The 23,146-nt window shown below is 67.5% G+C and carries 21 protein-coding genes and 1 tRNA gene; 10 read left to right on the forward strand and 12 right to left on the reverse strand.

Annotated features, from left to right (window positions below; translation table 11 throughout):
- Positions 1 to 192: 192 nt before the first annotated feature.
- The 3 genes from rimK to ACZ9YD_RS14305 all read right to left on the reverse strand — a co-directional run bounded on the left by rimK (position 193) and on the right by ACZ9YD_RS14305 (position 3,222).
- Entirely contained in the window at positions 193 to 1,116 is a 924-nt protein-coding gene (gene rimK / locus ACZ9YD_RS14295; RefSeq protein WP_465075934.1) for a 30S ribosomal protein S6--L-glutamate ligase, read from the reverse strand.
- 99 nt (positions 1,117 to 1,215) lie between these two features.
- Positions 1,216 to 1,289 (reverse strand) — tRNA-Gly (locus tag ACZ9YD_RS14300).
- A 79-nt stretch (positions 1,290 to 1,368) separates the two neighbouring features.
- Positions 1,369 to 3,222 (reverse strand): autotransporter domain-containing protein, encoded by a 1,854-nt coding sequence (locus ACZ9YD_RS14305; RefSeq protein ID WP_465075935.1) that lies wholly within the window; start codon positions 3,220 to 3,222, stop codon positions 1,369 to 1,371.
- 162 nt (positions 3,223 to 3,384) lie between these two features.
- Here ACZ9YD_RS14305 and thiS point away from each other — a divergent pair, with 162 nt between their 5' ends.
- The 4 genes from thiS to ACZ9YD_RS14325 all read left to right on the forward strand — a co-directional run bounded on the left by thiS (position 3,385) and on the right by ACZ9YD_RS14325 (position 7,289).
- Positions 3,385 to 3,585 (forward strand): sulfur carrier protein ThiS, encoded by a 201-nt coding sequence (gene thiS / locus ACZ9YD_RS14310; RefSeq protein ID WP_465075936.1) that lies wholly within the window; start codon positions 3,385 to 3,387, stop codon positions 3,583 to 3,585.
- Positions 3,586 to 3,751: 166 nt separating this feature from the next.
- Positions 3,752 to 4,549 carry a thiazole synthase gene (locus ACZ9YD_RS14315; protein WP_465075937.1) on the forward strand — a complete coding sequence of 266 codons (798 nt, stop codon included), beginning with the start codon at positions 3,752 to 3,754 and terminating at the stop codon, positions 4,547 to 4,549.
- Positions 4,550 to 4,559: 10 nt separating this feature from the next.
- Positions 4,560 to 5,315: a tRNA (guanosine(46)-N7)-methyltransferase TrmB gene (gene trmB / locus ACZ9YD_RS14320; protein ID WP_465075939.1), complete on the forward strand. Its 756-nt coding sequence runs from the start codon at positions 4,560 to 4,562 to the stop codon at positions 5,313 to 5,315.
- A 129-nt stretch (positions 5,316 to 5,444) separates the two neighbouring features.
- Positions 5,445 to 7,289, forward strand: coding sequence for an SLC13 family permease (locus ACZ9YD_RS14325; protein WP_465075940.1), 1,845 nt, complete (start codon positions 5,445 to 5,447; stop codon positions 7,287 to 7,289).
- 59 nt (positions 7,290 to 7,348) lie between these two features.
- On the opposite strand, the gene ACZ9YD_RS14330 is transcribed toward ACZ9YD_RS14325, so the two are convergent.
- Positions 7,349 to 7,702 carry a Rieske (2Fe-2S) protein gene (locus ACZ9YD_RS14330; protein ID WP_465075941.1) on the reverse strand — a complete coding sequence of 118 codons (354 nt, stop codon included), beginning with the start codon at positions 7,700 to 7,702 and terminating at the stop codon, positions 7,349 to 7,351.
- A gap of 77 nt (positions 7,703 to 7,779) precedes the next feature.
- Here ACZ9YD_RS14330 and ACZ9YD_RS14335 point away from each other — a divergent pair, with 77 nt between their 5' ends.
- From ACZ9YD_RS14335 to ACZ9YD_RS14350, 4 genes are all read left to right on the forward strand, one after another.
- Entirely contained in the window at positions 7,780 to 8,073 is a 294-nt protein-coding gene (locus tag ACZ9YD_RS14335; RefSeq protein WP_465075942.1) for a hypothetical protein, read from the forward strand.
- A gap of 70 nt (positions 8,074 to 8,143) precedes the next feature.
- Entirely contained in the window at positions 8,144 to 8,869 is a 726-nt protein-coding gene (locus tag ACZ9YD_RS14340) for a fumarylacetoacetate hydrolase family protein (RefSeq protein WP_465075943.1), read from the forward strand.
- Positions 8,870 to 8,904: 35 nt separating this feature from the next.
- Positions 8,905 to 9,333 carry a large-conductance mechanosensitive channel protein MscL gene (mscL, locus tag ACZ9YD_RS14345; protein WP_465075944.1) on the forward strand — a complete coding sequence of 143 codons (429 nt, stop codon included), beginning with the start codon at positions 8,905 to 8,907 and terminating at the stop codon, positions 9,331 to 9,333.
- 102 nt (positions 9,334 to 9,435) lie between these two features.
- Complete coding sequence (locus ACZ9YD_RS14350) at positions 9,436 to 10,875, forward strand: M28 family peptidase (protein ID WP_465075945.1); 1,440 nt, start codon at positions 9,436 to 9,438, stop codon at positions 10,873 to 10,875.
- A gap of 78 nt (positions 10,876 to 10,953) precedes the next feature.
- Here the strand turns inward: ACZ9YD_RS14350 and ACZ9YD_RS14355 are convergent, their stop codons facing one another.
- From ACZ9YD_RS14355 to ACZ9YD_RS14375, 5 genes are all read right to left on the reverse strand, one after another.
- Positions 10,954 to 11,865: a TrmH family RNA methyltransferase gene (locus ACZ9YD_RS14355; protein ID WP_465075946.1), complete on the reverse strand. Its 912-nt coding sequence runs from the start codon at positions 11,863 to 11,865 to the stop codon at positions 10,954 to 10,956.
- 1 nt (position 11,866) lies between these two features.
- Positions 11,867 to 13,300 carry an alanine/glycine:cation symporter family protein gene (locus tag ACZ9YD_RS14360; RefSeq protein WP_465075947.1) on the reverse strand — a complete coding sequence of 478 codons (1,434 nt, stop codon included), beginning with the start codon at positions 13,298 to 13,300 and terminating at the stop codon, positions 11,867 to 11,869.
- A gap of 87 nt (positions 13,301 to 13,387) precedes the next feature.
- Positions 13,388 to 13,939, reverse strand: coding sequence for a GNAT family N-acetyltransferase (locus ACZ9YD_RS14365; RefSeq protein ID WP_465075948.1), 552 nt, complete (start codon positions 13,937 to 13,939; stop codon positions 13,388 to 13,390).
- The gene (locus ACZ9YD_RS14370; RefSeq protein ID WP_465075949.1) at positions 13,932 to 17,066 is read right to left on the reverse strand and encodes an efflux RND transporter permease subunit; all 3,135 of its coding nucleotides are present in this window, start codon (positions 17,064 to 17,066) and stop codon (positions 13,932 to 13,934) included. The genes ACZ9YD_RS14365 and ACZ9YD_RS14370 overlap by 8 nt, the downstream gene beginning before the upstream one ends.
- Positions 17,063 to 18,139 (reverse strand): efflux RND transporter periplasmic adaptor subunit, encoded by a 1,077-nt coding sequence (locus ACZ9YD_RS14375; protein WP_465076050.1) that lies wholly within the window; start codon positions 18,137 to 18,139, stop codon positions 17,063 to 17,065. Before ACZ9YD_RS14375 ends, ACZ9YD_RS14370 begins: the two co-directional genes overlap by 4 nt.
- 215 nt (positions 18,140 to 18,354) lie before the next feature.
- On the opposite strand from ACZ9YD_RS14375, the gene cysK reads away from it, so the two are divergent.
- Positions 18,355 to 19,314, forward strand: a complete 960-nt coding sequence (gene cysK / locus ACZ9YD_RS14380; protein WP_465075950.1) for a cysteine synthase A — start codon at positions 18,355 to 18,357, stop codon at positions 19,312 to 19,314.
- 65 nt (positions 19,315 to 19,379) lie between these two features.
- On the opposite strand, the gene ACZ9YD_RS14385 is transcribed toward cysK, so the two are convergent.
- Positions 19,380 to 19,862: a hypothetical protein gene (locus tag ACZ9YD_RS14385; RefSeq protein ID WP_465075951.1), complete on the reverse strand. Its 483-nt coding sequence runs from the start codon at positions 19,860 to 19,862 to the stop codon at positions 19,380 to 19,382.
- Positions 19,863 to 19,960: 98 nt separating this feature from the next.
- Here ACZ9YD_RS14385 and ACZ9YD_RS14390 point away from each other — a divergent pair, with 98 nt between their 5' ends.
- Positions 19,961 to 20,479 carry an O-acetyl-ADP-ribose deacetylase gene (locus tag ACZ9YD_RS14390; RefSeq protein ID WP_465075952.1) on the forward strand — a complete coding sequence of 173 codons (519 nt, stop codon included), beginning with the start codon at positions 19,961 to 19,963 and terminating at the stop codon, positions 20,477 to 20,479.
- 60 nt (positions 20,480 to 20,539) lie between these two features.
- Here ACZ9YD_RS14390 and ACZ9YD_RS14395 read toward each other — a convergent pair whose 3' ends face one another.
- Together ACZ9YD_RS14395 and pyk are read right to left on the reverse strand one after the other, a co-directional pair.
- Positions 20,540 to 21,544 carry a class I fructose-bisphosphate aldolase gene (locus tag ACZ9YD_RS14395; protein WP_465075953.1) on the reverse strand — a complete coding sequence of 335 codons (1,005 nt, stop codon included), beginning with the start codon at positions 21,542 to 21,544 and terminating at the stop codon, positions 20,540 to 20,542.
- Positions 21,545 to 21,655: 111 nt separating this feature from the next.
- A complete protein-coding gene (gene pyk, locus ACZ9YD_RS14400) occupies positions 21,656 to 23,146 on the reverse strand; it encodes a pyruvate kinase (protein ID WP_465075954.1) in 1,491 nt (496 codons plus the stop codon).

Genomic DNA, 23,146 nt, shown 5'->3' on the forward strand with positions numbered 1-23,146 from the left:
GCCTTCCATCAGACGCGGCCACTCTGGGCTGGATACAAAAAGACCCGGGCGGAAACCGCCCGGGTCGAAAGAGTATTGCCCCGATTGCCGTCATCCGCTGCGGCCCCGGTCACCCGGGGCGGAGAGAGAGCGCGAGCGCATTCCGGACGTGCAGATTAGGCGACGCACCGTCGAAATCCGGAAAAAAAACGTTCAAGTTCCGTTCGAAACGTCCCGCCGCATGCGCCGGGACGGCGGCTTCGCCGCGACGTGCGCCGAGAGGTACTCGATGATGCCGCCGGCGATGTCGTCCTCGGTCGCCTCCTCGATGCCTTCCAAGCCCGGCGAGGCATTGACCTCCAGCACCAGGGGACCGCGTGCGGAGCGGATCAGATCGACGCCCGCGATGCCCAAGCCGATGACCTGCGCCGCGTGCACCGCTGCCGCGCGTTCTTCGGGTGTCGTCTCGACCGGACTGGCGGTGCCGCCGCGATGCAGGTTGGAGCGGAAATCGCCGGGCGGCGCCTGACGCTGCATCGCACCGATCACGCGGTCACCGACGACGAAGCAGCGCAGATCCGCGCCCTGCGCCTCGGCAATGAACTCCTGCATGACGAAACTGGCATAGAGCCCCCGCAACGCCTCGACGACACCGCGCGATGCCGACGGTTTCTCGGTCAGCATCACGCCCGCGCCCTGGCTGCCTTCGTTGAGCTTGATGACGTGCGGCGGCGGACCGAGCATCGCCAGCAGATCGTCGGTGTCGTCGGGGTTGTCGCCGAACACGGTGACCGGCAGCCCGAGACCTTCGGCGGCGAGCAGTTGCTGGCACAGCAACTTGTCGCGTGCACGCGCGAATGCCGCCGACGGATTGGGCGCGAACGTACCCATCAGTTCGAACTGGCGCAGCACCGCATTGCCGTAGCGCGTGACCGATGCCGCGAAGCGCGGGATCACCGCGTCGTAGCCGACGACTGGTTTGCCCTTGTAGCGCATCGAAAACCCTTCGCTGCTGATGCGCATGTAACAGCGCAGCGGATCGAGCACGCGCACGGTATGCCCGCGCACGCGCGCGGCCTCGACCAGACGACGGGTCGAATAGAGCTTGGTGTTGCGGGAGAGGATCGCGAGTTTCATCGAATCACCGGACGGACGTACACCGAGCAGAGACGGACCACCAACGAAAACGGCGACACCAGTTCGCTGGTATCGCCGCACGGATGTCACGAACCCTGTTGGAGCGGGTGAAGGGAATCGAACCCTCGTCAGTTGCTTGGGAAGCAACAGCTCTACCATTGAGCTACACCCGCGCGAGGTGGGCAGTCTATGCCGGCCCTGCGCGCATTGGCAACGACGCCACCCGGGCGCCGTTGCCTGCAGACGCAGGCCTCAGAAGCCGGCGCCGATCGTCGCGAACGCGGTGGTGTGGCTGCCGCCCTTCTGGCCGACCGTCAGGCTGGCGCCGACATTGGCATCGAGGCCGAACAGCTTCGTCTGCGTGCCCAGCGTCGCGGTGCCGTAGCTGTTGTCGTAGCCGCGCGCGGGCACGGCGTAGGGCAGCGTCGAAGGCAGCGACTGCGACTGCGCGAAGGCCTCGGTCGGTGCGTCTTCGAACTCACGGTCGATGGTGACGCGCGCGTATGGACGAAACACGTCGCTGGCGGCGTACGCGAACTGCCAACCGGCGCTGCCGATCAGCGAGTCGATGTCCTGCGACGGATACGCCAGCGAGCTCGACAGCATCGGATCGCTTTCGGCGAAACCATCGACTTCGATGCGCTGCGCAACCAGCGACAACACGGGGCCGTGCTGCAGCGCGCCTTCGCCGAAGTTCCAGCCGGCGCCGATCGCGGCGGTCACGTTGCTGCCGTCGGCCTGGCCGGAGTGCACGCGGGTCGCCGGACCGATCTGCACGGTGCGGTCGGTGTCGAAGTCGAGCCAGGTGTAGCTCAGCTGCCCATTGACCCAGGCGCCGCTGTCGGCGCGCCAGCCGACGAAGCCGCCGACGGTGGCTTCGGTCTGGTCCCAGTTGCCGCGACGCATGCCCCAATCGTTGCCTTGCTTGCCGTAGCCAACGAAGCCGCCGAAGGTCGTGTTGCCCGAGGTCCAGTCCAGACCCGCGGTCAGCGCCGGGCCCACGCCGTCGTAGGCATCGCCATGGTCGTAGCGCTGCATGTCGGCACGCACGTCGACCCACCAGCTGCGGCCCTCGCTGCGGGCCGGCGCCAGGCTCAGGCGGTTGTTGATGCGATCAGCGCGCGCGCGACCGGTCACGGTCGCGGACTGCGGCAGCACCGCGATCTGCTGCGGGCCGTCGATCATCGCGATGGCGAGATCGGCAATCATCTCGTGGGCGCGACTGGCCGGATGCACACCGTCAGCGAACAGATAGGTATCGGCCGCCGACGGGGTGACCAGCGAGTTCGGATTGCAGAACACCGACGAATCGCCGACGCCGGGCTGCGCGCGACACGCCGCCGAGGTCACGTTGGCGAAGCCGTACAACGCCGGGCTGGCGGAGACTTCCTGCAGGAAGTGGAAGGTGTCGACCGGGATCACGCGCAGCCCCTGGCTCGCCAGGCCGCCGTAAAGCGCCGTGTTGTAGGTATTGGCGAGCGCCGTGCCGGTCGCCATGCCGACCGCGCCGCCGGCGCGCGACTGCGGCGTCAGGCCGATGTCCGGAATCGACGGCACCACGACGTAACGCGCCCCCGCACCCTGCAGCGTGCCGACGAGACCGACCTGGGCAGTGACCGCCGAGCCGATGATCTGCTGCGCCTGCGCGGGATTCGCGGCGACTGCGAACAGATCATTGGCGCCGCCCCACACGGTGTACAGCGCGTTGGCATCGGCGCGACCACCGTTGGCGGTCAGATAGGTGTTGACCTGCGACGCCAGCGACGGTGCCTGGCCCAGCGCGGTGATGGCCGTTGCCGACACGCGTGCGCCGCCGGCGGCGTAGTTGTCACCGACCTGGCCATTGCCGTTCGCATCTGCGCGGGTGCCGTAGCGGTCGGCCACGTGCTCGGCCCAGGTGAGGCCGGGGTTGGTGGTGAAGCGGCCGAGGATGGCGCCGGACGGGCCCACCGCACCGATGATGACCGGGCGGAAATAGCCCGAATCGGTCAGGCTGTCGCCGAAGAACACCGTGCGCGAGAACGTCTCGTCGGCGGCGAATGCGGGAAGGGTGGCGGCCGCGGCGAGCGCGACAGCAAGGGCGGCACGGATGGGCCTGGACGACATCTGGGGGTTCTCCTGGAAATTGACGTTGGCCGGCGCGTTCCCGCCGGTCCATCCGGCAGCGCATGGCGCCGAATCGCGGGATCATCCCATGTCGTTTCCGGCGCCGGCACGCCGCAGTGCGGCACGCGTGCGCCGGCTGCACGAAGCGGCGACAATTCCGCCATGAATATCCGACTCAACGGCGAGGATCTCGCCATCGATACCGGCAGCACCATCGCCGCACTGCTCGCGCAACAGGGCCTCGCCGGCCGCCGCGTCGCGGTCGAGATCAACGGCGAGATCGTGCCGCGCGGTCGACATGCGTCGCACGCGATCATGGAAGGCGACCAGGTCGAGATCGTGCACGCGCTGGGCGGCGGCTGATCATCCGCGCCCGCAGCATGCGCGGGTGGTCCGATCCAGTACCGTCCTTATCGCGCCGGATGGCGACATGCCGAATGCGGCGTCCCGTCGTCCGGCGTCACGTCCGGGCGCGATGGGGTGATCACGAACGCCCACATGCCCCGGCCGCATCGGCGATAATCCCCCGATGACTACTGCATCCCCCGCTGATGCCGGCCTCATCATCGCCGGCAAGACCTATTCGTCCCGCCTGTTGACCGGCACCGGCAAGTTCAAGGATCTCGACGAGACCCGCCTGGCCACCGAGGCCGCGGGCGCGCAGATCGTCACCGTCGCGATCCGCCGCACCAACATCGGCCAGAACCCGGGCGAGCCCAACCTGCTCGACGTGCTGCCGCCGGACCGCTTCACGATCCTGCCCAACACCGCAGGTTGCTACACCGCCGAAGACGCGGTGCGCACCTGCCGCCTCGCGCGCGAACTGCTCGACGGCCACAACCTGACCAAGCTCGAAGTGCTCGGCGACCAGCGCACGCTGTTCCCCGATGTCGTGCAGACGCTCAAGGCGGCCGAGCAGTTGGTCAAGGACGGCTTCGACGTCATGGTCTACACCTCCGACGATCCGATCCTAGCCAAGCGTCTGGAAGAGATCGGCTGCGCAGCGGTCATGCCGCTGGCCGCGCCGATCGGCTCGGGCCTTGGCATCCAGAACAAGTACAACCTCATCGAGATCATCGAGAACGCGAAGGTGCCGATCATCGTCGACGCCGGTGTCGGTACTGCGTCCGATGCGGCGATCGCGATGGAACTGGGTTGCGATGGCGTGCTGATGAACACCGCGATTGCGGGCGCGCGCTATCCGGTGTTGATGGCCAGCGCGATGCGCAAGGCGGTCGAAGCCGGTCGCGAGGCGTTCCTCGCTGGCCGGATTCCGCGCAAGCGGTTCGCCAGCGCGTCCTCGCCGGTCGATGGGCTGCTGGGCTGATCGACGCGCGATGACCAACCCGTTTTCCAGCGAAGGGGCCAAGGCCCCGCCGAAGCCGTTCACGGCGACCGAGGGCCGTCGCGCGATCCGCAGTTTCGTGTTGCGCCAGGGCCGGTTCACGCCTGCCCAGCAGCGCGCGTTCGATGATGCGTGGCCGAAGTTCGGCCTGGACTACCAGGGCACGCCGCGCGATTTCGACGCCGCATTCGGCCGCAGTGCGCCGCGCATCGTCGAGATCGGCTTCGGAAACGGGGCGGCGCTGCGCCACTCGGTGCAGCTTGACCCCGCGCGCGACCACGTCGGTATCGAAGTGCACGCACCGGGCGTCGGCCGCGTGCTCAATGCGCTGGCCGAAGACGGCAACACCAACGTCCGCGTGTATCACCACGACGCGGTCGAGGTGCTGGAACACGAGATCGCCGACGGTGCGCTCGACGAGATCCGCATCTATTTTCCGGATCCCTGGCACAAGAAGCGCCACAACAAACGTCGGCTGGTGAAGCCGGAGTTCGCCGCGTTGCTGGTGCGCAAGCTGCGCCCTGACGGCCGCCTGCACCTGGCGACCGACTGGGCCGATTACGCCGAGCAGATGTGGGACGTGCTCGACGCGACGACCGGCCTGCGCAATCGCGCCGGTCCGCGCGGCCATGTGCCGCGACCGCCGTGGCGGCCGCAGACCCACTTCGAAACCCGTGGGCAGAAGCTCGGGCACGGTGTCTGGGATCTGCTCTACGATCGCGTCGCTGACGACGCCGCCGGACGCTAGTGCCGTGACACGGGCCCCAGGACGCCGGGTTCGACATCCGCTGCACGCGGCGACGCGCAGTCTGTGGCCGATGACCTGCGACCCATCCGCTCCACGCGTCACCGAGTCCATGGACGGTCTGCATCGCTGATGGACACCGCACTCGCCCTCACCACCGACATGAAGATCGTCCTGGCCCTGGTGGGCCTGACGATGGTGCTGTTCGTGTTCCAACGCGTGCGCGCGGATCTGGTGGCGCTGGTGGTGCTGGTGATGCTCGGGCTGACCGGCCTGGTCGCGCCGGAGGATGTCTTCAACGGCTTCTCGTCGAACGCGACGATCAGCGTCATCGCCACGATGATTCTCGGCATGGGCCTGGACCGCACCGGCGCGCTGAACCGCCTCGCAGGCTGGCTGCTGCGGCGTGCCAAGGGCCGGGAAGACCGGCTGTTGATGCTGACCGCCGGCATCGCCGGCCTCAATTCCTCGGTGATGCAGAACCCGTCAGTAATGGCGCTGTACATGCCGGTCGCCGCGCGTCTGGCTTCACGCTCGGGCCTGCGACTGGCGCAGATGCTGCTGCCGATCTGCGTGGCGATCATCATGGGCGGCACGCTGACGATGGTCGGCTCCTCGCCGCTGATCCTGCTCAACGATCTGCTGACCGCGGCCAACGCGAACCTGCCCTCGGGCTCGGCGACGCTGGAGTCGCTGAACATGTTCGCGCCGCTGCCGATCGGTCTGACGCTGCTGGTCGCGGCCCTGGCCTACTTCCACTTCCGCGGCAACCGGCAACTGGGCGATCTGGGCGACGGTGACGGCAATGTCACGCCGGCGCGCACCCAGAGCTATTTCGCCAGCGCCTACGGCATCGATGGCGATGTCTACGAGCTCATCGTCACCGCGGAGAGTCCGCTCGTCGGCATGACGTTCGGCGAGGCGGAATCGATCCACGATGCGCCGGTGCTGCTCGCGCTCAAGTCCGAGAACGAATCGCGGCTCGCGCCGCCTGCAGATGCGCGCATCTGGGTGGGCAGCGTGATCGGCGCGATGGGCCAGCGCCAGCAGGTCGCCGATTTCGCCCAGAACCAGTTCCTGCGCCTGAGCACACGGCTGCGCAACTTCGGTGACCTGTTCAATCCCAGCCGCGCCGGCATCGCCGAAGCGGTGGTGCCTCCGACCTCGAAATTCATCGGCAAATCCGCGTCCGAGCTGAGCCTGCGCAAGAAATACGGCGTGCGCCTGCTGGCGATCAACCGCGACAAGCAGGTGATCCGCGAGGACGTGCGCGCGATGACGCTGCGCGCCGGCGACATGCTGGTGCTGCACAGCATCTGGCAGGACCTGGCGAAGACCGCCAAGTCGCTCGACTTCATCATCGTCACCGACTATCCGAAGGGCGAGCAGCGGCCGCACAAGTTCAAGATCGCGATGGCGATCTTCGCGGTGACGATGCTGATCGCGCTGTCATCGCGCGTGCCCACATCCGTCGCGCTGATGGCGGGTGTCGCCGGCATGCTGGTCTTCGGCGTGCTGAAGATGGACGAGGCCTACAGCGCGATCAACTGGAAGACGGTGTTCCTGATGGCCTGTCTGATTCCGCTGGGCTGGGCGATGGACTCCAGCGGCGCCGCGGCGTGGGTCGCCGGACATACGATCGAACGCCTGCCGAGCGGCCTGCCGATCTGGGTGCTGGAAATCGCGGTCGCGTTGCTGACCGCGGCCTTCTCGCTGGTCATCAGCCATGTCGGCGCGACGATCGTCGTCGTGCCACTGGCGATCAATCTCGCACTCGCGGTCGGCGGCAATCCGACGGCGTTCGCGCTGATCGTTGCGCTGTCGGCATCGAACAACTTCATGACGCAGTCGAACCCGGTGATGTCGATGATCATCGGCCCGGCCGGCTACAAGGCGCGCGAACTGTGGCGGATCGGCCTGCCGATCTCGCTGATCTACACGGCGATCATCGTGCTGATGGTCAATCTGCTGTTCTGATCCCGCTGCCACGCCGATGACGACCGGCGCGCGTCGATCGCGTCCGGTCAGCGCCGACATCAATCGAGCAGAACCTGCCCGTCCTGCACGCGCACCGCGACCGCCCGCAACGATTCGCCCCGGCATGGGCCGGCCACGCACATGCCGTCCGCCAGCGAGAAGCTCGCACCGTGCGCCGCGCACACCAGCTCACCGGTTTTCGCGCGCAGGAACTGTCCCGGCGCCCAGTCGAGACGACGGCCTGCATGCGGACAGATGTTCAACCACGCCTGTACGCGCATGCCCTCGCGGAACAACACCAGCGATTCGGCATCCCCGTCCAGCATCGCCTCCACTTCGGCGAATCCGCCATCGGCGATCGCATCGAGCGCGAGCAGTGGCGCATGCGCTTCACGCGGATTTAACGAAGACATTACAACTCCGATTGGCTCCGGGCCGATACTGGTCACAGGTCGATAGACCGCATTGTGTCACGACGTTTACGGAACCCATGTCCCAGCCTTTCTTCCGCGATCTCCATGCCCGATTCGACGCCTCCGGCGTGCGCGCGATGTTCGCGCCGCGCAAACCGCGTCATCCGCTGCTGCGCATCGCGCTCGGCCTCGTCGGCGTGGCGATGCTCGCGGTGCTGCTCGTCGCAGGCGTCTTCATCGGCGCTGCGATGATCCTGTTCGGCATCGCGCGTCGCCTGCTCGTCCGCGGTCCTGCGCCGCGCCGCGACACGCGCATCGTCGATGCCGAGTACCGCGTGGTCCGCGAGCGCGACCACGCCGCGCTGCGCTGATCCACCGCCGCGGCCACCGCGCCGCGCCTGTCTCCATCTTGATGGCGCGCGCCAGCGCCGAGGACCCGCGATGACCGATCCCGCGCACGATGTCGTGCCCGCTCTCGAGCCCGTGCGCCTGCCGGTGCGTGGCGGTGGTCGCTTTCCGGTACGCCGTGTCTATTGCGTCGGCCGCAACTTCGCCGACCACGCGAAGGAGATGGGCGCCGAGGCGCCATCCTCGAAGGCCGCGCGCGGCACACCGGTGTTCTTCGCCAAACCGGCCGATGCGGTCGTGACCGGCGACCGCGTGCCCTACCCCAGCGCCACCCAGGATCTGCACCATGAAGTCGAACTGGTCGTTGCGCTGAGCAAGGACGCGCCCGCCGGCGTGCTGTCCGTCGACGATGCGCAGGCACTGGTGTTCGGCTACACCGTCGGACTCGACCTCACCCGTCGTGACCTGCAGGCCGCGGCCAAGGCCAAGGGCCTGCCGTGGGACATCGCCAAGGGCTTCGATGCGTCCGCGCCGGTCGGTGAACTCGTCGCCGCGGCACAGGTCGGTGCAATCGCACCGCGCACGCTGTCGCTCGAGGTCAACGGCGTGCAACGCCAAGTGTCCACGCTCGATCAACTGATCTGGGACGTGCCCGAGATCCTGCACGAACTGTCGAAGCTGTTCGCGCTGCGCGCCGGCGATCTCGTCTTCATGGGGACGCCTGCCGGCGTGGCCGCATTGCAGCCCGGTGATCGTTGCATCGCACGGCTCGACGACGTCGTCGCGCTGCACTGTGAAATCACTGCACCGCCGGTATAGTCACCCGCGTTTCCCCATCAGCGCAGGAGTGATCCATGGGCATTCTGTCCGAGTTCAAGGAATTCGCGGTTCGCGGCAACGTCATCGATCTCGCGGTCGGTGTCGTCATCGGCGCCTCGTTCGGCAAGATCGTCACTGCGCTGGTCGACCAGATCATCATGCCGCCGATCGGAATGCTGATCGGCAACGTCGACTTCACCCAGCTCGCGATCACGCTGCGCGCCGCAACGCTCGATGCCGCTACCGGCGAAGAAATTCCCGCGGTCACGATCGGATACGGCATCTTCATCAACACCCTCATCCAGTTCACCATCGTCGCGTTCGCGATCTTCCTCGCGGTCAAGTTCATCAACCGCCTGAAGCGCAAACAGGCCGAGGCGCCGGCGCCGGCCAAGCCGGCCGAGCCGAGCGAGGAAGTGAAGCTGCTGCGCGAAATCCGCGACTCGCTGCGCACGCAGCCCTGATACCGCGTTCCAGACGCGTTCGCGTCATCCCACGGGCCGCGCGCGACACTGCCGCGGCCCGTTTCCGTTTCGTCGACACCTCTCATTGCTGGAGTCATCCGTATGCGCGTTCCGTCCATCAGGCCATTGGCCATCGCCCTGCTGTCGACCGCGCTGTTCACCGCGTCTCCCGCATTCGCGCAGTCGCGTGAGGCCACATCGCTCGCGCCTGCCGCACTGGCGCAGGCCGCGCAACTGCGTGAACGCGCAGCGCAGGACGGCACCGCGTATGCGCTGATCGAGTCGCTGACCACCGAGATCGGCCCGCGCCTGCCCGGCAGCGAAGCCGACGCGCGTGCAGTCGCCTGGGCCAGGGCACGCTTCGAGGCGCTGGGCTATGACAAGGTCTGGACCGAGCCGGTGACGTTCCCGAAGTGGGAGCGTCGCAGCGAACACGCGGCCGTTGTCGGCACGCATGCACAGCCGCTGGTGATCACCGCGCTGGGCGGCAGCCCGGCCGGCGATGTCACCGCCGAACTCGTCCGCTTCGACAGCATGGAAGCGCTCGAAGCTGCCGATCCCGCGTCCCTGCGCGGCAAGCTCGCGTTCGTCGATGTGCCGATGGCGCGTTCGCGCGACGGCAGTGGCTACGGCGCCGCTGGTCCGGTGCGTGGACGCGGGCCGTCGATCGCCGCGCGCAAGGGCGCCGCCGGTTATCTGATGCGTTCGATCGGCACCAGTCCGCACCGCGTCGCCAATACCGGCATCACCCGCTTCGACGCCGATGTCACGCCGATTCCGTCCGCGGCACTGTCGCTGCCCGACGCCGACCAGCTCACGCGCCTGCTGGCCCTTGGCCCGGTGCAGGTGCATCTGGCGCTGGATGTCGGCTGGACCGGGGACTACACCTCGCAGAACGTCATCGGCGAAGTCACCGGTCGCGAAGCGCCGGACGAGATCGTCCTGATCGCCGGCCATCTGGACTCGTGGGATCTCGGCACCGGCGCAGTCGACGACGCCTCCGGCGTCGGCATCTCGATGGCCGCCGGTCATCTGATCGCGCAGCTGCCGCAGCGCCCGCGTCGCACGGTGCGCGTGGTCGCATTTGCGAACGAGGAACAGGGCCTGCTTGGCGCACGCGCCTATGCCGACGCGCATGGCGGCGCAGACGTCATCGCGCAGCACATCATCGGCGCGGAAAGCGACTTCGGTGCCGGCCGCATCTACGGCTTCAACACCAGTGCACCCGCCGGTCAGCGCGCGACCAGCGACGCGATCGCCGAGGTGCTGCGTCCGCTCGGTATCGACTATCTGCAGGACAAGGGCGGGCCGGGTCCGGATATCTCCCCGCTGGCCGCCAAAGGCGGCGCTTGGGGCTGGCTGGGCCAGGACGGCACCGATTATTTCGACCTGCACCACAACGCCAACGACACCCTCGACAAGGTCGATCCCGACGCCGTCGCCCAGAACACCGCCGCCTATGCGGTATTCGCGTGGCTGGCTGCGGAATCGGAAGGCGGATTCGGCAGCGCGCCGAAGACCGAAGAAACACCGGAGCACTGACGCCGGTACATCGCATCGCGCACGTGCGCGATGCGACGTTCGAGCACTCGCGCAGTCAGCGCGAGTGCCAATAGCCGCTCAAGCGCGGCGGTGCTGGGTCCACTGCGCCAGCAGCACCGCCGTGGCCGAGGCGACGTTGAGGCTCTCGACCTGGCCGCTGCCGGGAATGCCGAGCCGCAGGTCGCAAGCCTTGGCGAGTTCGGGATCCATGCCCTCGCCTTCGGAACCGATCACGAAGACGACGCGTTCGGGCATCGGTTTCGCGAACACGCTTTCGCCGCCGCGCACGACGGTCGCCGCGAGCGAAAAGCCGACGCTGCGTAGCTGGGCGATCGCGTTGTCGTCGCGGCCGAGACGCACGAACGGGACCGATTCGGCGCCGCCTTCAGCAACGCGCGCGGCAGCGCCGGACAGCGCCAGCGGCGAGGTCTTCGGCAACAGGATCGCGCCAGCGCCGAAATGCGCGGCCGAGCGCAGGATCGCGCCGAGGTTGTGCGGATTGCCCACACCGTCGAGCCACAAGGCACACACCGGACCGGCGGGCAGCGTCTGCAGCCACGTACCCAGCGATTGCGGCGCCTCGCGCAACACATCGGCGACGACGCCTTCGTGGTGCGAACTGGCGGCGAGCTTGCGCAGATCGTCTTCGGCGACGACGCGATAGCCGACGCGATTCGCCGCGCACCACTTCAACAGTGGCTGTAGTTGCGGTATGCGCGCCTCGAGCAGATAGAGCTTGCGGATCGCTTCGGGTCGACGCGCGAACACGGCATCGATCGCGTTGCGGCCGTAGAGGCGCATCTCGCGCCGGTCTTCGGTATCGCCGACATCGGCGTCTTCCACGCGCGCATCAGGACGCGACGCTACAGGGCGGGCCGGCGGCGGCGTCGCAGGACGCGCACGCGCGCCCCACGGGCTGTCACGGCCAGGCGCTGGTGCGGGCGTGCGGGGCGTGTCCTGGCTGCCGCCGGGCCAACGGGATTTGGTCATTTCAAGAGTCCTTGCGCCAGAGCTCGGCGTTGCGGATGCCGAGCTTGTCTGGATCGAATGTGGGATCGAGGCCCAGTTTTTTCTGGGCTTCGTAGTCGCGCAGAGCCAGCAATGCCGGCTTCTGCAGGATCAGGATCGCGACGATGTTGAGCCAGGCCATCAGGCCGACGCCGATATCGCCCAGCGTCCAGGCCATTTCCGCCGTGCGCATGCAACCGAACGTCACCGCGGCGAGGATCGCAATGCGCAGCACGAAGACCATCCACGGCCGGTGCATGCGCCGGTTGAGGTAGGCGATGTTGGTCTCGGCCATGTAGTAGTAGGCGATGATCGTCGTGAACGCGAAAAAGAACAGCGCCAGCGCGACGAAACCGGCGCCGTAGCCGGGCAGCACCGACTCAACCGCCGCCTGCGCATAGCCCGGGCCGACTGCGATGCCGGGCAGGGCCTCGTAGAGCATCTCGCCTGCCGGCGCGATGACGTTGTACATGCCGGTCGAGAGGATCATGAAAGCGGTCGCCGAACACACCAGCAGGGTGTCGACGTAGACCGAGAACGCCTGCACCAGACCCTGCTTGGCCGGATGCGACACTTCCGCCGCCGCCGCATGGTGCGGCCCGGTGCCCTGACCCGCTTCATTGGAATAGATGCCGCGCTTGACGCCCCACTCGATCGCCAGGCCGAGCACGGCGCCCATGCCGGCTTCCAATCCGAAGGCGCTGCGGAAGATCAACCCGAACATCTCCGGCACCGCGGAGACGTTGAGGAACATGATCAACAGCGCGACGAGGATGTAAGCCAGTGCCATGAACGGCACGACGATCTCGGCGAAGCGCGCAATGCGCTTGACGCCACCGAAGATGATGAAACCCAAGCCGACGACGACGATCGCGGCAGTCACCGCAGGCGCCACGCCCCACGCGTTCTGCGCGGCAGCGGCAATCCCGTTGGCCTGCACGCCCGGCAGCAGGAAGCCGGCGGCGATGATCGTCACGATCGCGAACAGCCACGCATACCAGCGCTGCCCCATCGCTTTTTCGATGTAATACGCCGGGCCGCCGCGGTAGCGTCCGGTGTCGTCCTTTTCCTTGTAGATCTGCGCCAGTGTCGATTCGATGTACGCGGTGGACGCGCCGAGAAACGCGACGACCCACATCCAGAACACCGCGCCGGGGCCACCGAACGCGATTGCCGTGGCCACACCTGCGATGTTGCCGATGCCCACGCGTCCCGACAGCGACATCGCCAGGGCCTGGAACGAGGAGACGCCGGCGTCTGACTTGTCGTTGGCCAGCATCAGCCGGACCATCTCGCCGACCTGCCGCACCTGCACGAAGCGCGTGCGCACCGAAAAATACAGACCGGCGCCGAGGCACAGCCAGATCAGCGGCGGGCTCCAGATCAGGCTGTTGAGTGTGTTGACGATCTGTTCCATGCGGCGCTCCCCGGGTTGAAGGCGAACCCGCGCAGCAGCGGGACGTTTCGATTCTCCATCAATCGCGCGCAAACACGAAACGCGAGGTCAATCGATGGTCGTGCGCGTCCGGGCGAACAGGCGTAGATCGTGCACGTGTCCCGCCTTGACTACCGCGCGGCGCATCACGCCCTCCTCGATGAAACCGGTCTTCTGCAGCACGCGCACCGAGCCGGCGTTGAAGTCGAGCACCGTCGCCTGGACGCGGTGCAGCTGCAAGGCGTCGAAGACCCACGGCGTGTACAGCGCCACCGCCGCGGTCATCCAGCCCGCGCTCCAGTGTCTGCGTCCGAGCCAATAGCCGAGTTCCGCCGACTGCGCGCGCTCGCCCATGCCGCAGCGCGCGCCGATGCCGCCGCAGGCTTCGCCGTCGATCTCGATGGCGAACACCGGCTCCGCGAAATCCACCACGCGACCTGCCAGGAACGCCGCGCCATCGGCGCGACTGTAAGGCGACGGAAACCGATGACTGAGGCCGCGCACGACGGCGGGATCATCGGCATGCCGCAGCAGCGCGTCGAGATCATCGGTGCGCCAGCGGCGGAGCACGAAGCCCGCGCCGGTCAGGCGCACCGCATCCCAGCGCGTGGCCTCAGGCATGGCCGCTGACCGGGGGCGTCTCCGCTTCGAGCCGTTCGAGTTCGTGCGCCAGCGCTTCCGGCGAGCGCGTGAACGGCGCCAGCAGGGCATAGAACGCCGGCACGACGAACAGCGAGAGCAGGGTCGAGAAACCGACGCCGAAGATGATGACCACGCCGATCGTCGCGCGACTGGCCGAACCCGGTCCTCCGGCGACCACCAGCGGCACTGCGCCGACCATCGTCGCCGCCGCGGTCATCATGATCGGGCGCAACCGCACCGCCGATGCTTCGGTGATCGCTTCGCGCACACTGCGTCCATCATCGCGCAGCTGGTTGGCGAACTCGACGATCAGGATGCCGTTCTTCGCCGCCAGGCCGATCAACATGACGATGCCGATCTGACTGAAGAGATTCAGTGTTCCCCCGGTCGCCCACAACCCGATCAACGCACCCAGCACCGCCAATGGCACCGTCAGCATGATCGACAGCGGATGCACGAAACTCTCGAACTGCGCGGCCAGCACCAGATACACGATCAACAATGCCATCGCGAAGGTCAGCAGCACCGCGCCGCCTGCTTCCTGGAATTCGCGGCTTTCGCCCTTCCAGTCGAGCTGCGCGTAATCGGGCAGCTCTTCAGACGCCACCTCTCGGGTCCACTCGATCGCCTCGCCCATCGTGTAACCCGGCGCAAGTCCGGCGCTGATGGTGATCGCGCGCAGACGGTTGAAGCGGTTGAAGCTGCCCGGCTCGGCGATCTCGCTGAGCGTGACGAGGTTCGACAGCGGAATCAGCGCCTCGTCACGACCGCGCACGAAAGTGTCCGACAGATCGCTGGGGGTCATGCGCCGGTCGCGCTCGGCCTGCAGCAGCACGTCGTACTCCTCGCCGTTGTCGACGAAGGTCGTGACCTGGCGCGAGCCCATCATCGTTTCCAGCGTCCGGCCGATCTCCTGCACGGACACGCCAAGATCGGCAGCGCGTGCGCGATCGATATCCACGCGCATCTGCGGCCGGGTTTCCTTGTAGTCGGAATCCGGATCCTGGATACCCGGATTTTCGCGCATGCGCGCCAGCATCCGGTCGCGCCACTGCGCGATCTCCGCGTAATCGGGACCACCGAGCACCAGCTGGTAGCGCTGGCCGCGACTGCTGATCAGGCCGCCGGGCACATTGGCGCGTACCTGCACGCCCGGCAGCTCGGCGAATTTCGCCCGTAGTGTCTCGACGATCTCGGTCGTGGGCACATCGCGCTCGCGCCAGTCCTGCAGGAACACGATGACCTGGCCGTTGTGCATGTCCGCGTTGCCGCCCCACCCGCGCGGCACGCGGGAGTTGGCGCGTTCGATCGGCTTGTCGGGCCCGACCAGCGGCGCGAAGATCGCCTCGACCTGCTGCATCTGCGCCACGGTGTAGTCGTAGCCGGCGCCTTCCGGACCGTCGACGGACACGAAGAAACGCCCGCGATCCTCCGCCGGCGACAGTTCGCTGGGCACCCGCCAGAACAGCAGCAGCGCGGCGACCAGGCAACCACCGATCGCCAGCGCGAGCACGGCGATCAGACGCCCGCTCTTCATGCCGACCAGCGCCGACACGCGACCGCCGTAGCTGCGGCTCAGCCGGTCGAGCTGACGGCCCATCCATGCATTGAAGCCGCGCGGTGTCTCATGCCGGCGCACCAGCTTGGAGCACATCATCGGTGTCAGCGTCAGCGCGATGAACGCCGACAGCGCAACCGCGCCGGCCAGCGTCACCGACAACTCTCGGAACAGACGACCGGAATTGCCCTCCATGAAGCCGACCGGCAGGAACACCGCGACCAGCACCGCGGTCGTGGCGATCACCGCGAAGGCGACCTGCGCGGTGCCGCGCCGGGCGGCGACCAGCGGCGGTTCTCCAAGATCGGCGCGCCGCTGCACGTTCTCCAGCACGATGATCGCGTCGTCGACGACCAAGCCGATACACAGCACCAGCGCCAGCAACGTCAGCAGGTTGATCGAGAAGCCGAACATGTACAGCGCGGTGAACGCGGCGATGAGGCAGACCGGCGCGGTGACGGCCGGAATGATCGCCGCGCGCAGGCTGCCCAGGAACAGCCAGATCACCACGAACACCAGCCCCATTGCCTCGAAGAGCGTCCAGTAGACGCGCGTGATCGCAGAATCGATGAACACCGTATTGTCGGCGGCGACGAAGATCTCCGTGCCTTCGGGCAGGGTCGCCTGGATGCGCTCGGCTTCGGCGCGCGCGGAACGGGCCACGTCGAGCGCGTTGGCGGTCGACGTGCGCACGATGCCCAGGCCCACGTTCGGCACCGAGTTGCTGCGCGTATACGAGCGCCGCTCCGCGGTGCCGAGTTCGATCCGGGCCACATCGCCCATGCGCACCACGTAGCCGTCGTCGCCGCGACGCACGGGAATCTGGGCGAACTGGGCCGGTTCGCGATAACCGCGTTCCACGCGCAGGGTGAAATCGCGCGTTTCCGACTCGATCTGCCCCGCGGGCAGCTCCACGTTCTCGCTGCGCAGTGCGTTCTCGACGTCGGACGCGGACACGTCACGCGCGGTCATCGCATCGCGGTCGAGCCAGATGCGCATGGCGTAGCGCTGGCTGCCACTGAGCTGTACCCGCGCGACGCCGTCGAGCGACGACAGGCGGTCCACCACATAGCGGTCGGTGTAGTCGGTCAGCTCGAGCGTGTTCATCGTGCTCGAACGCAGGTTCAACCACATGATCGCGTCGGCGTCGGCCTCGACCTTGGAAATCTCGGGCGAGTCGGCTTCGATCGGCAGGCGATCCATGACCCGGCTGATCGCGTCGCGCACGTCGTTGGCGGCCGCCTCGATGTCGCGTGTGAGGTTGAACTCGATGGTCACGTCGGCGCGGCCGTTACGGCTGCGCGACTCGATCGTGCGGATGCCCTCGATGCCCGACAGCGCATCTTCAAGAATCTGGGTGATGCGGGTTTCGACGACGGCCGCCGACGCGCCCGGATAGCTGACGTCGACCGAAACGATCGGCGGATCGATGTTCGGCAGTTCGCGCAGCGTCAGCCGGCTGAACGACATGATGCCCAGCACCACCAGCAGCAGGCTGATGACGACCGCGAACACCGGCCGCTGGATGGCGACATCGGACATCTTCATGGGGCATTGGCTCCGGCGGAATCCGCCGCTTCAACCGCCTGCGACTTGGCTTCCTGCACGCTGCCCTCGACGATCGTCATGCCGGGACGCAGCTTGCCGGTGCCGTCGACGACGATGCGCGTTGCCGGCTCGATGCCGTCCAGGATCTCGACCAGCCCCTCCCCGCGCACGCCGATGGTCACCGGCGCCTGCTCCACGGTGTCGTCGTCGCGGACCCGGTAGACGAAGGTGTCGCGCCCGACCTGGATCACCGCGATTTCAGGAATCATCAACGCCTGGCGCTGCCGCTGTTCGAGCCGCACCTGGATCAGCATGCCGGGACGCAGACGGCTGTCCGGATTGTCGAAGGCCGCCCGTACGGCGACCGCGCGGGTATTGGGATCGACACGTGAATCCACGACCTGCACTTCACCCTCGACATCGGCGCCGGGATACGCCGCGCTGCTGCCGAACACGCGCTGGCCAGGGGTGATCGCGGCGAGCCGCACTTCGGGGACCGGGAAGTCCACGTACACCGTGGACAGATCATCGAGCGTGGCGATCGGCGTGCCCGGCGTCACCAGCGCACCAGGGCTGACCTGGCGCAGGCCCAGCACGCCGGCGAACGGGGCGCGGATCGTGCGGTCGCCGATGTTGGCGCGCATCTCGGCAATATCGGCGCGCGCAGAATCACGGGTCGCACGCAGAGTGTCGATCGATGCGCGTGCAATCAGCTGTTGGCCGACCAGCTCACTACCGCGTACGAACTGCTGCTCCGCTTCGCGCGCAGCGGCTTCGGCCGCCTGCAGCATGGCCTGTTGCTGGTTGCCCGACAGCGTGACCAGTACGTCCCCGGCCGACACCCGATCGCCGCTGTCGAAGTTCACCCGCTGCACGGTCTCGCTGACCTTGGCGGTAATCGTCACCGACTCGCGCGCATTCACAGTGCCCAGGGCAGCGATCGAATCGTTCCAGGCACGGGGCTCGACCACCGTGGTGGTCACCGGCACCGCACTTGTCGCAGCCGGGTCTGCGGGCGCTTGTGCACCGCCACCGCACGCGGACAGGAGAAGTGTGGCGACGAGGCCGGAAATCCGTAGCGCACAGGCGGGACGGATGGAAACATGCTGGGACAAGGGAACTGCTGCCAAGACGGAAAACCGCCCGATCTTACCCGGTGCTCCGTGACACCGACCGTGCCATCGGATGGGGGTGAAAAAACAGCGTTCCACGTCAACCGCTGGCGGCCTCGCGCGTTATGGCCCAGTCTGGTCCGACCGCGCCTAGCGCCCGTGTCGAGGCATCCCCCATGGCCCTGTACGACAACATCCTCCAGACCATCGGCAATACGCCGGTCGTGCGTCTGCACCGCATCGCGCCGCCGAACGTCGAACTCTACGCCAAGGTCGAATCCTTCAACCCCGGCGGATCGGTCAAGGACCGCCTCGCGCTGGCGATCATTCTCGATGCGGAACAGCGCGGCCTGCTCAAGCCGGGCGACACCGTCGTCGAAGCGACCTCGGGCAATACCGGCGTGGCGCTGGCGATGGTCTGCGCGGCGCGTGGCTACAAGTTCGTCGCCACGATGGTCGAGACCTTCTCGATCGAACGCCGCAAGCTGATGCGCGCCTATGGCGCCAAGGTGATCCTGACCCCGGCCGCCGAGCGCGGCAGCGGCATGGTGAAGCGCGCAAAGGCATTGGCCGAAGAACACGGCTGGTTCTGGGCCAGCCAGTTCGAGAATCCCGCCAATCCCGCCTATCACCGGCAGACCACGGCCGCCGAGATCCTGCGTGATTTCGCCGGGCGCCGGCTCGACTATTTCGTCACCGGCTGGGGCACTGGCGGCACGCTGACCGGCGTGGGCGAGGTGCTGCGTGTCGCGCGCCCGGACGTAAAGGTGATTGCCTGCGAACCGGCCGGCGCGGCCATGCTGCAGGGCAAGGAATGGGCGCCGCACAAGGTCCAGGGCTGGACACCGGACTTCATCCCTGCCGTGCTGAACCGTGACATTGCCTCGCAGGTGCTCTCGATCGATGACAGCCTGTCGATCGAGACCGCACGCCGTCTCGCCGCCGAGGAAGGCATCTTCGTCGGCATCTCCGCCGGCGCGACCGCAGCGGCGGCACTCGAAGTGGCGAAGACCGCACAGGACGGTGGCGTGATCCTGATGATGCTGCCCGACACCGGCGAGCGCTATTTCTCGACCCCGCTGTTCGCCGACATCAACGAAGGCTCCGACGACGACTGGTTGGCCGGTCTGCCCTGACGGCTCTATGCATCGGCGCATGCATCCGCGTGCGCCGATGCGTCCGACGTACCCGGGCTGACGTTTCAGCCCAGCCAGATCGCCAGGCCACCGCCGACGATCACCAGCGCGAGCACCCAGCCCAGCCAGCCGAACTGGCCGCTGTCGCCGCGCACCACGGTTTCTTGGCGTGCCTCGCGCATCAATGACGAGCTGTGCTTCGCAATCGCGTCGCGTGCCGCTTGGTCGCTCAGTCCCGGCTTGACCTCGCGCAGACGCTTCGCGGCGTCGACCATGTTGCCGGTCGCGAGCTTCGCGGCGACTTCGCTGGGCAGCGTGCCGCTCGACGGTGGCGCGGCGCCGCCCGCGGGCCGGAACCGGTCATCGGGATCCAGCGCATCCGACGGGTTTTCCGCCAGACGCTGCACCGCGTCGCGCGCGTCGGCGAGCTTCAGCCCGGGGTTGGCATCGCGCAACTGCTTGATCGCCTCGATGGCGCTGCCGCGCCGCAACGCGTCATGGACCGCGAGCGGCACGTGCAGGCGTGTGGATCGGGAAACGACGCTCATCGGTGACCTCGGCGCTCGGAAATGCCGGACCAGCCTAATCCCCGCCTGCGCGCACGGGACTCACCCGGCCTCCACGCCGCGGCGCCGAGCCTGCCTGCGTGCCGATTCTCGAAGCCCGTCAGGCCGACATCACCCGCGTCGACGCCGATGCGATCGTCAATGCCGCGAACGAAACCCTGCTCGGTGGTGGCGGTGTCGATGGCGCGATCCATCGCGCTGCCGGGCCTGCCCTGCTGAAGGCGTGCCGCGCATTGCCCGAGGTACGTCCAGGCGTGCGCTGCCCGACCGGCGAAGCGCGGATCACGCCTGGCTTCGCATTGCCGGCGCACTCGGTGATCCACACCGTCGGACCGGTCTGGCGCGGCGGCCATGCGGGCGAAGCCGAAGCGCTCGCGGCCTGCTATCGCGACAGCCTCGCGCTCGCCGCCGAGCACGGGCTCGCACGAGTCGCATTCCCGGCGATCAGCTGCGGCGTCTACGGCTATCCGATCGATCAAGCGGTGTCGATCGCGGTCGACACCGTGCGCGCGTGGACCGGCGCATTGCCGACAACGGTGCTGTTCTGTTGCCACGACGCTGCGATGCTGACGCGTTACGAGGCCGCACTCGCGGATTGAGCGCCGCACAGGAAAACGCCGGCACGAGGCCGGCGTTTCCCAGACGATCGAGTGTCGCGATCAGCCGTTGAACTTGCCCTGCGCGGCCAGACCGTTGTCGCGGGCGCGCGCATAGACGGTGTCCTGCGCCTTGCGCACATTGCCGGTGAGGTCCTGCGACCACAGCTTCAGCGCGGCCTGCTGCATCGCGCGGCCGTAGGAGAACGACAGCGGCCACGGGTTCGGGCCGAGACGGTTCATCGCATCGAGATGCGCGGTCGCGAGTTCGTCGGACTGGCCGCCCGACAGGAACACGATGCCCGGCAGGATCGCCGGCACCGACGATTTCAGGCACATCAGCGTCGCTTCCGCGACTTCCTCGACGTCCGCCTCTTCGTCGCAATCCTTGCCCGGCAGCACCATCGAGGCCTTGAGGATCGTGCCTTCGAGCATGACGTTCTGGCTGTAGAGCGCGTCGAACAGGCCGCGCAGCACGACTTCGGTGACTTCGTACGACGTCTGGATGTCGTGGTCGCCTTCCAGCAGCACTTCCGGCTCGACCATTGGCACCAGACCCTGTTCCTGGCACAGCGCGGCGTAGCGCGCGAGCGCGTGCGCGTTGACGTCGATGCAGGTGCCCGAAGGCATGTCTTCGCCGATCGTGATCACCGCCCGCCACTTGGCGAAGCGCGCGCCGAGCTTGTAGTACTCCTCCAGGCGCGCGCGCAGGCCATCGAGGCCTTCGGTCACCAGCTCGCCAGGGAAGCCCGCCAGCGCATGCGTGCCCTTGTCGACCTTGATGCCCGGAATGATGCCGTGCTGGCTCAGGTATTTCGCGAACGGCACGCCGGCCCTGGTCGACTGGCGCAGGGTTTCGTCGAACAGGATCGCGCCGCTGATGTGCTCCGACAACTTCGGCGTCGTCAGCAGCAGCTCGCGGTAGGCGCGGCGGTTCTCTTCGTTGTTCGGAATGCCGACCTGCTCGAAGCGCTTGCCGATCGTGCCCGTGGACTCGTCGATGGCGATGATGCCCTTGCCCTTCGCCACCATGGCCTGGGCGGTTTCGGCAAGCTGTTCGATGCTCATGACGGGGTTCCGGGATCGCGACGGGAAAGGGCCGCGATTATAGCCCGGCGCATCGGCCGGGCTTCCTGAGACATCGTGTCGCTGGCGCAGCCAGCGAACGCAAACCGGGCGTTACAGCTCGCCCAGCCCCTCGGCGCGTCCGTCGACGCCCACCTGCAGCAGACGCAGCGTGTTTGTGGCGCCGTGGGTTTCCATATGCTCGCCGCTGGTGAACACGACGCGCTGACCCGGACCGAGCAGACCGGCTTCGACCAGCAGGCGCACGCTGCCGCGCGCGGCTTCGCGCGGGGTCTGGCCGCGGCTGTCGTAGTTGAACGGGAACACGTCGCGCATCAGCGACATGCGCCGGCGCGCGCCGTCGTGGCGGGCGAACGCATAGATCGCCGCGCCGCCCCGGAACCGCGACAGGTAACGCACGGTGCCGCCCGATTCGGTCATCGCGACGATCGCGCCGACGCCGACATGCTCGGAGAGGAACATCGCGGCCATCGCGATCGCCTGGTCGGCGCGTTCCAGATTGCGCGGCGCCTTTTCGAAGTCGGTGTCATGTGCAAACTGGCGCTCGGCGCCGACGCAGATGCGCGCCATCGCTTCGATCGCGCGCACCGGATACGCACCAGCAGCGGTTTCCGCAGAGAGCATCACCGCGTCGGTGCCGTCGATGACCGAGTTGGCCACGTCCAGCACTTCGGCGCGCGTCGGCATCGGGCTTTCGACCATCGACTGCAGCATCTGCGTCGCGGTGATCACCACTTTGTTGCGCGCGAGCGATTCGCGGATGATCTTCTTCTGCAGGCCCGGCAGTTCGGCATCACCGATCTCTACGCCCAGATCGCCGCGCGCCACCATCACCACATCACTGGCGTCGATGATCTCGGTGAGGTTGTCGATCGCCTCGGTGCGCTCGATCTTCGACACCAGCGCGGCATCGCTGCCGTGCGAACGGGCGATCGAACGCGCCTCTTCCATGTCGGCGGCGTTGCGGCAGAACGACACCGCGATGAAGTCGACGCCGATGTCGGCAGCGACCTTGATCAGCTGGCGGTCGTGATCGGTCAGCGCGCCGAGCGACAGGCCGCCGCCCTGCTTGTTCAGCCCCTTGCGGTTCGACAGCACGCCGTCGTTGAGCACAGTGGTGACGATGCGCGCGCCTTCGACCGCGGTCACCTGCAGCTGCATCAGACCATCGTCGAGCAGCAGCACGTCGCCGGCCTCCACATCATCCGGCAGGCCGAGATAGCTGACGCCGACCGCGTCGACGGTACCCGGAGGCGCCGCGGGATCGGCGATCAGATCGAAACGCGCACCGGCGCGCAGCTGCACCTTGCCGTCGGCGAACTTCTCGATGCGGATCTTCGGGCCCGGCAGATCGGCGAGGATGCCGATCTCGACACCGGCGCGATCGGCCGCGGCGCGCACCGCTTCAGCGCGCACGCGCTGGGAGTCCGGATCGCCGTGCGAGAAATTCAGGCGGACCGCGTTGACGCCGGCGGCGATAAGCGCATCGAGCACACCGGGCGCGTCGGTCGCAGGGCCCAGCGTGGCGAGGATACGGGTGCGGCGACGGTGCGCCGGAACGGAAGGCAGATCGGTCTTGGTCAT

It is taken from the genome of Luteimonas sp. AC640a (genome assembly GCF_979256585.1).

Bases quoted from the DNA above. Each gene is read 5' to 3' on its own strand.
- ACZ9YD_RS14395 (WP_465075953.1), bottom strand. From the start codon at position 21,544: ATGAGCATCGAACAGCTTGCCGAAACCGCCCAGGCCATGGTGGCGAAG.
- thiS (WP_465075936.1), top strand. From the start codon at position 3,385: ATGAATATCCGACTCAACGGCGAGGATCTCGCCATCGATACCGGCAGC.
- ACZ9YD_RS14315 (WP_465075937.1), top strand. From the start codon at position 3,752: ATGACTACTGCATCCCCCGCTGATGCCGGCCTCATCATCGCCGGCAAG.
- ACZ9YD_RS14340 (WP_465075943.1), top strand. From the start codon at position 8,144: ATGACCGATCCCGCGCACGATGTCGTGCCCGCTCTCGAGCCCGTGCGC.
- cysK (WP_465075950.1), top strand. From the start codon at position 18,355: ATGGCCCTGTACGACAACATCCTCCAGACCATCGGCAATACGCCGGTC.
- trmB (WP_465075939.1), top strand. From the start codon at position 4,560: ATGACCAACCCGTTTTCCAGCGAAGGGGCCAAGGCCCCGCCGAAGCCG.
- pyk (WP_465075954.1), bottom strand. From the start codon at position 23,146: ATGACCAAGACCGATCTGCCTTCCGTTCCGGCGCACCGTCGCCGCACC.
- ACZ9YD_RS14365 (WP_465075948.1), bottom strand. From the start codon at position 13,939: ATGCCTGAGGCCACGCGCTGGGATGCGGTGCGCCTGACCGGCGCGGGC.
- ACZ9YD_RS14370 (WP_465075949.1), bottom strand. From the start codon at position 17,066: ATGAAGATGTCCGATGTCGCCATCCAGCGGCCGGTGTTCGCGGTCGTC.
- ACZ9YD_RS14325 (WP_465075940.1), top strand. From the start codon at position 5,445: ATGGACACCGCACTCGCCCTCACCACCGACATGAAGATCGTCCTGGCC.
- ACZ9YD_RS14335 (WP_465075942.1), top strand. From the start codon at position 7,780: ATGTCCCAGCCTTTCTTCCGCGATCTCCATGCCCGATTCGACGCCTCC.
- ACZ9YD_RS14305 (WP_465075935.1), bottom strand. From the start codon at position 3,222: ATGTCGTCCAGGCCCATCCGTGCCGCCCTTGCTGTCGCGCTCGCCGCG.
- ACZ9YD_RS14355 (WP_465075946.1), bottom strand. From the start codon at position 11,865: ATGACCAAATCCCGTTGGCCCGGCGGCAGCCAGGACACGCCCCGCACG.
- ACZ9YD_RS14360 (WP_465075947.1), bottom strand. From the start codon at position 13,300: ATGGAACAGATCGTCAACACACTCAACAGCCTGATCTGGAGCCCGCCG.
- rimK (WP_465075934.1), bottom strand. From the start codon at position 1,116: ATGAAACTCGCGATCCTCTCCCGCAACACCAAGCTCTATTCGACCCGT.
- mscL (WP_465075944.1), top strand. From the start codon at position 8,905: ATGGGCATTCTGTCCGAGTTCAAGGAATTCGCGGTTCGCGGCAACGTC.
- ACZ9YD_RS14350 (WP_465075945.1), top strand. From the start codon at position 9,436: ATGCGCGTTCCGTCCATCAGGCCATTGGCCATCGCCCTGCTGTCGACC.
- ACZ9YD_RS14330 (WP_465075941.1), bottom strand. From the start codon at position 7,702: ATGTCTTCGTTAAATCCGCGTGAAGCGCATGCGCCACTGCTCGCGCTC.
- ACZ9YD_RS14385 (WP_465075951.1), bottom strand. From the start codon at position 19,862: ATGAGCGTCGTTTCCCGATCCACACGCCTGCACGTGCCGCTCGCGGTC.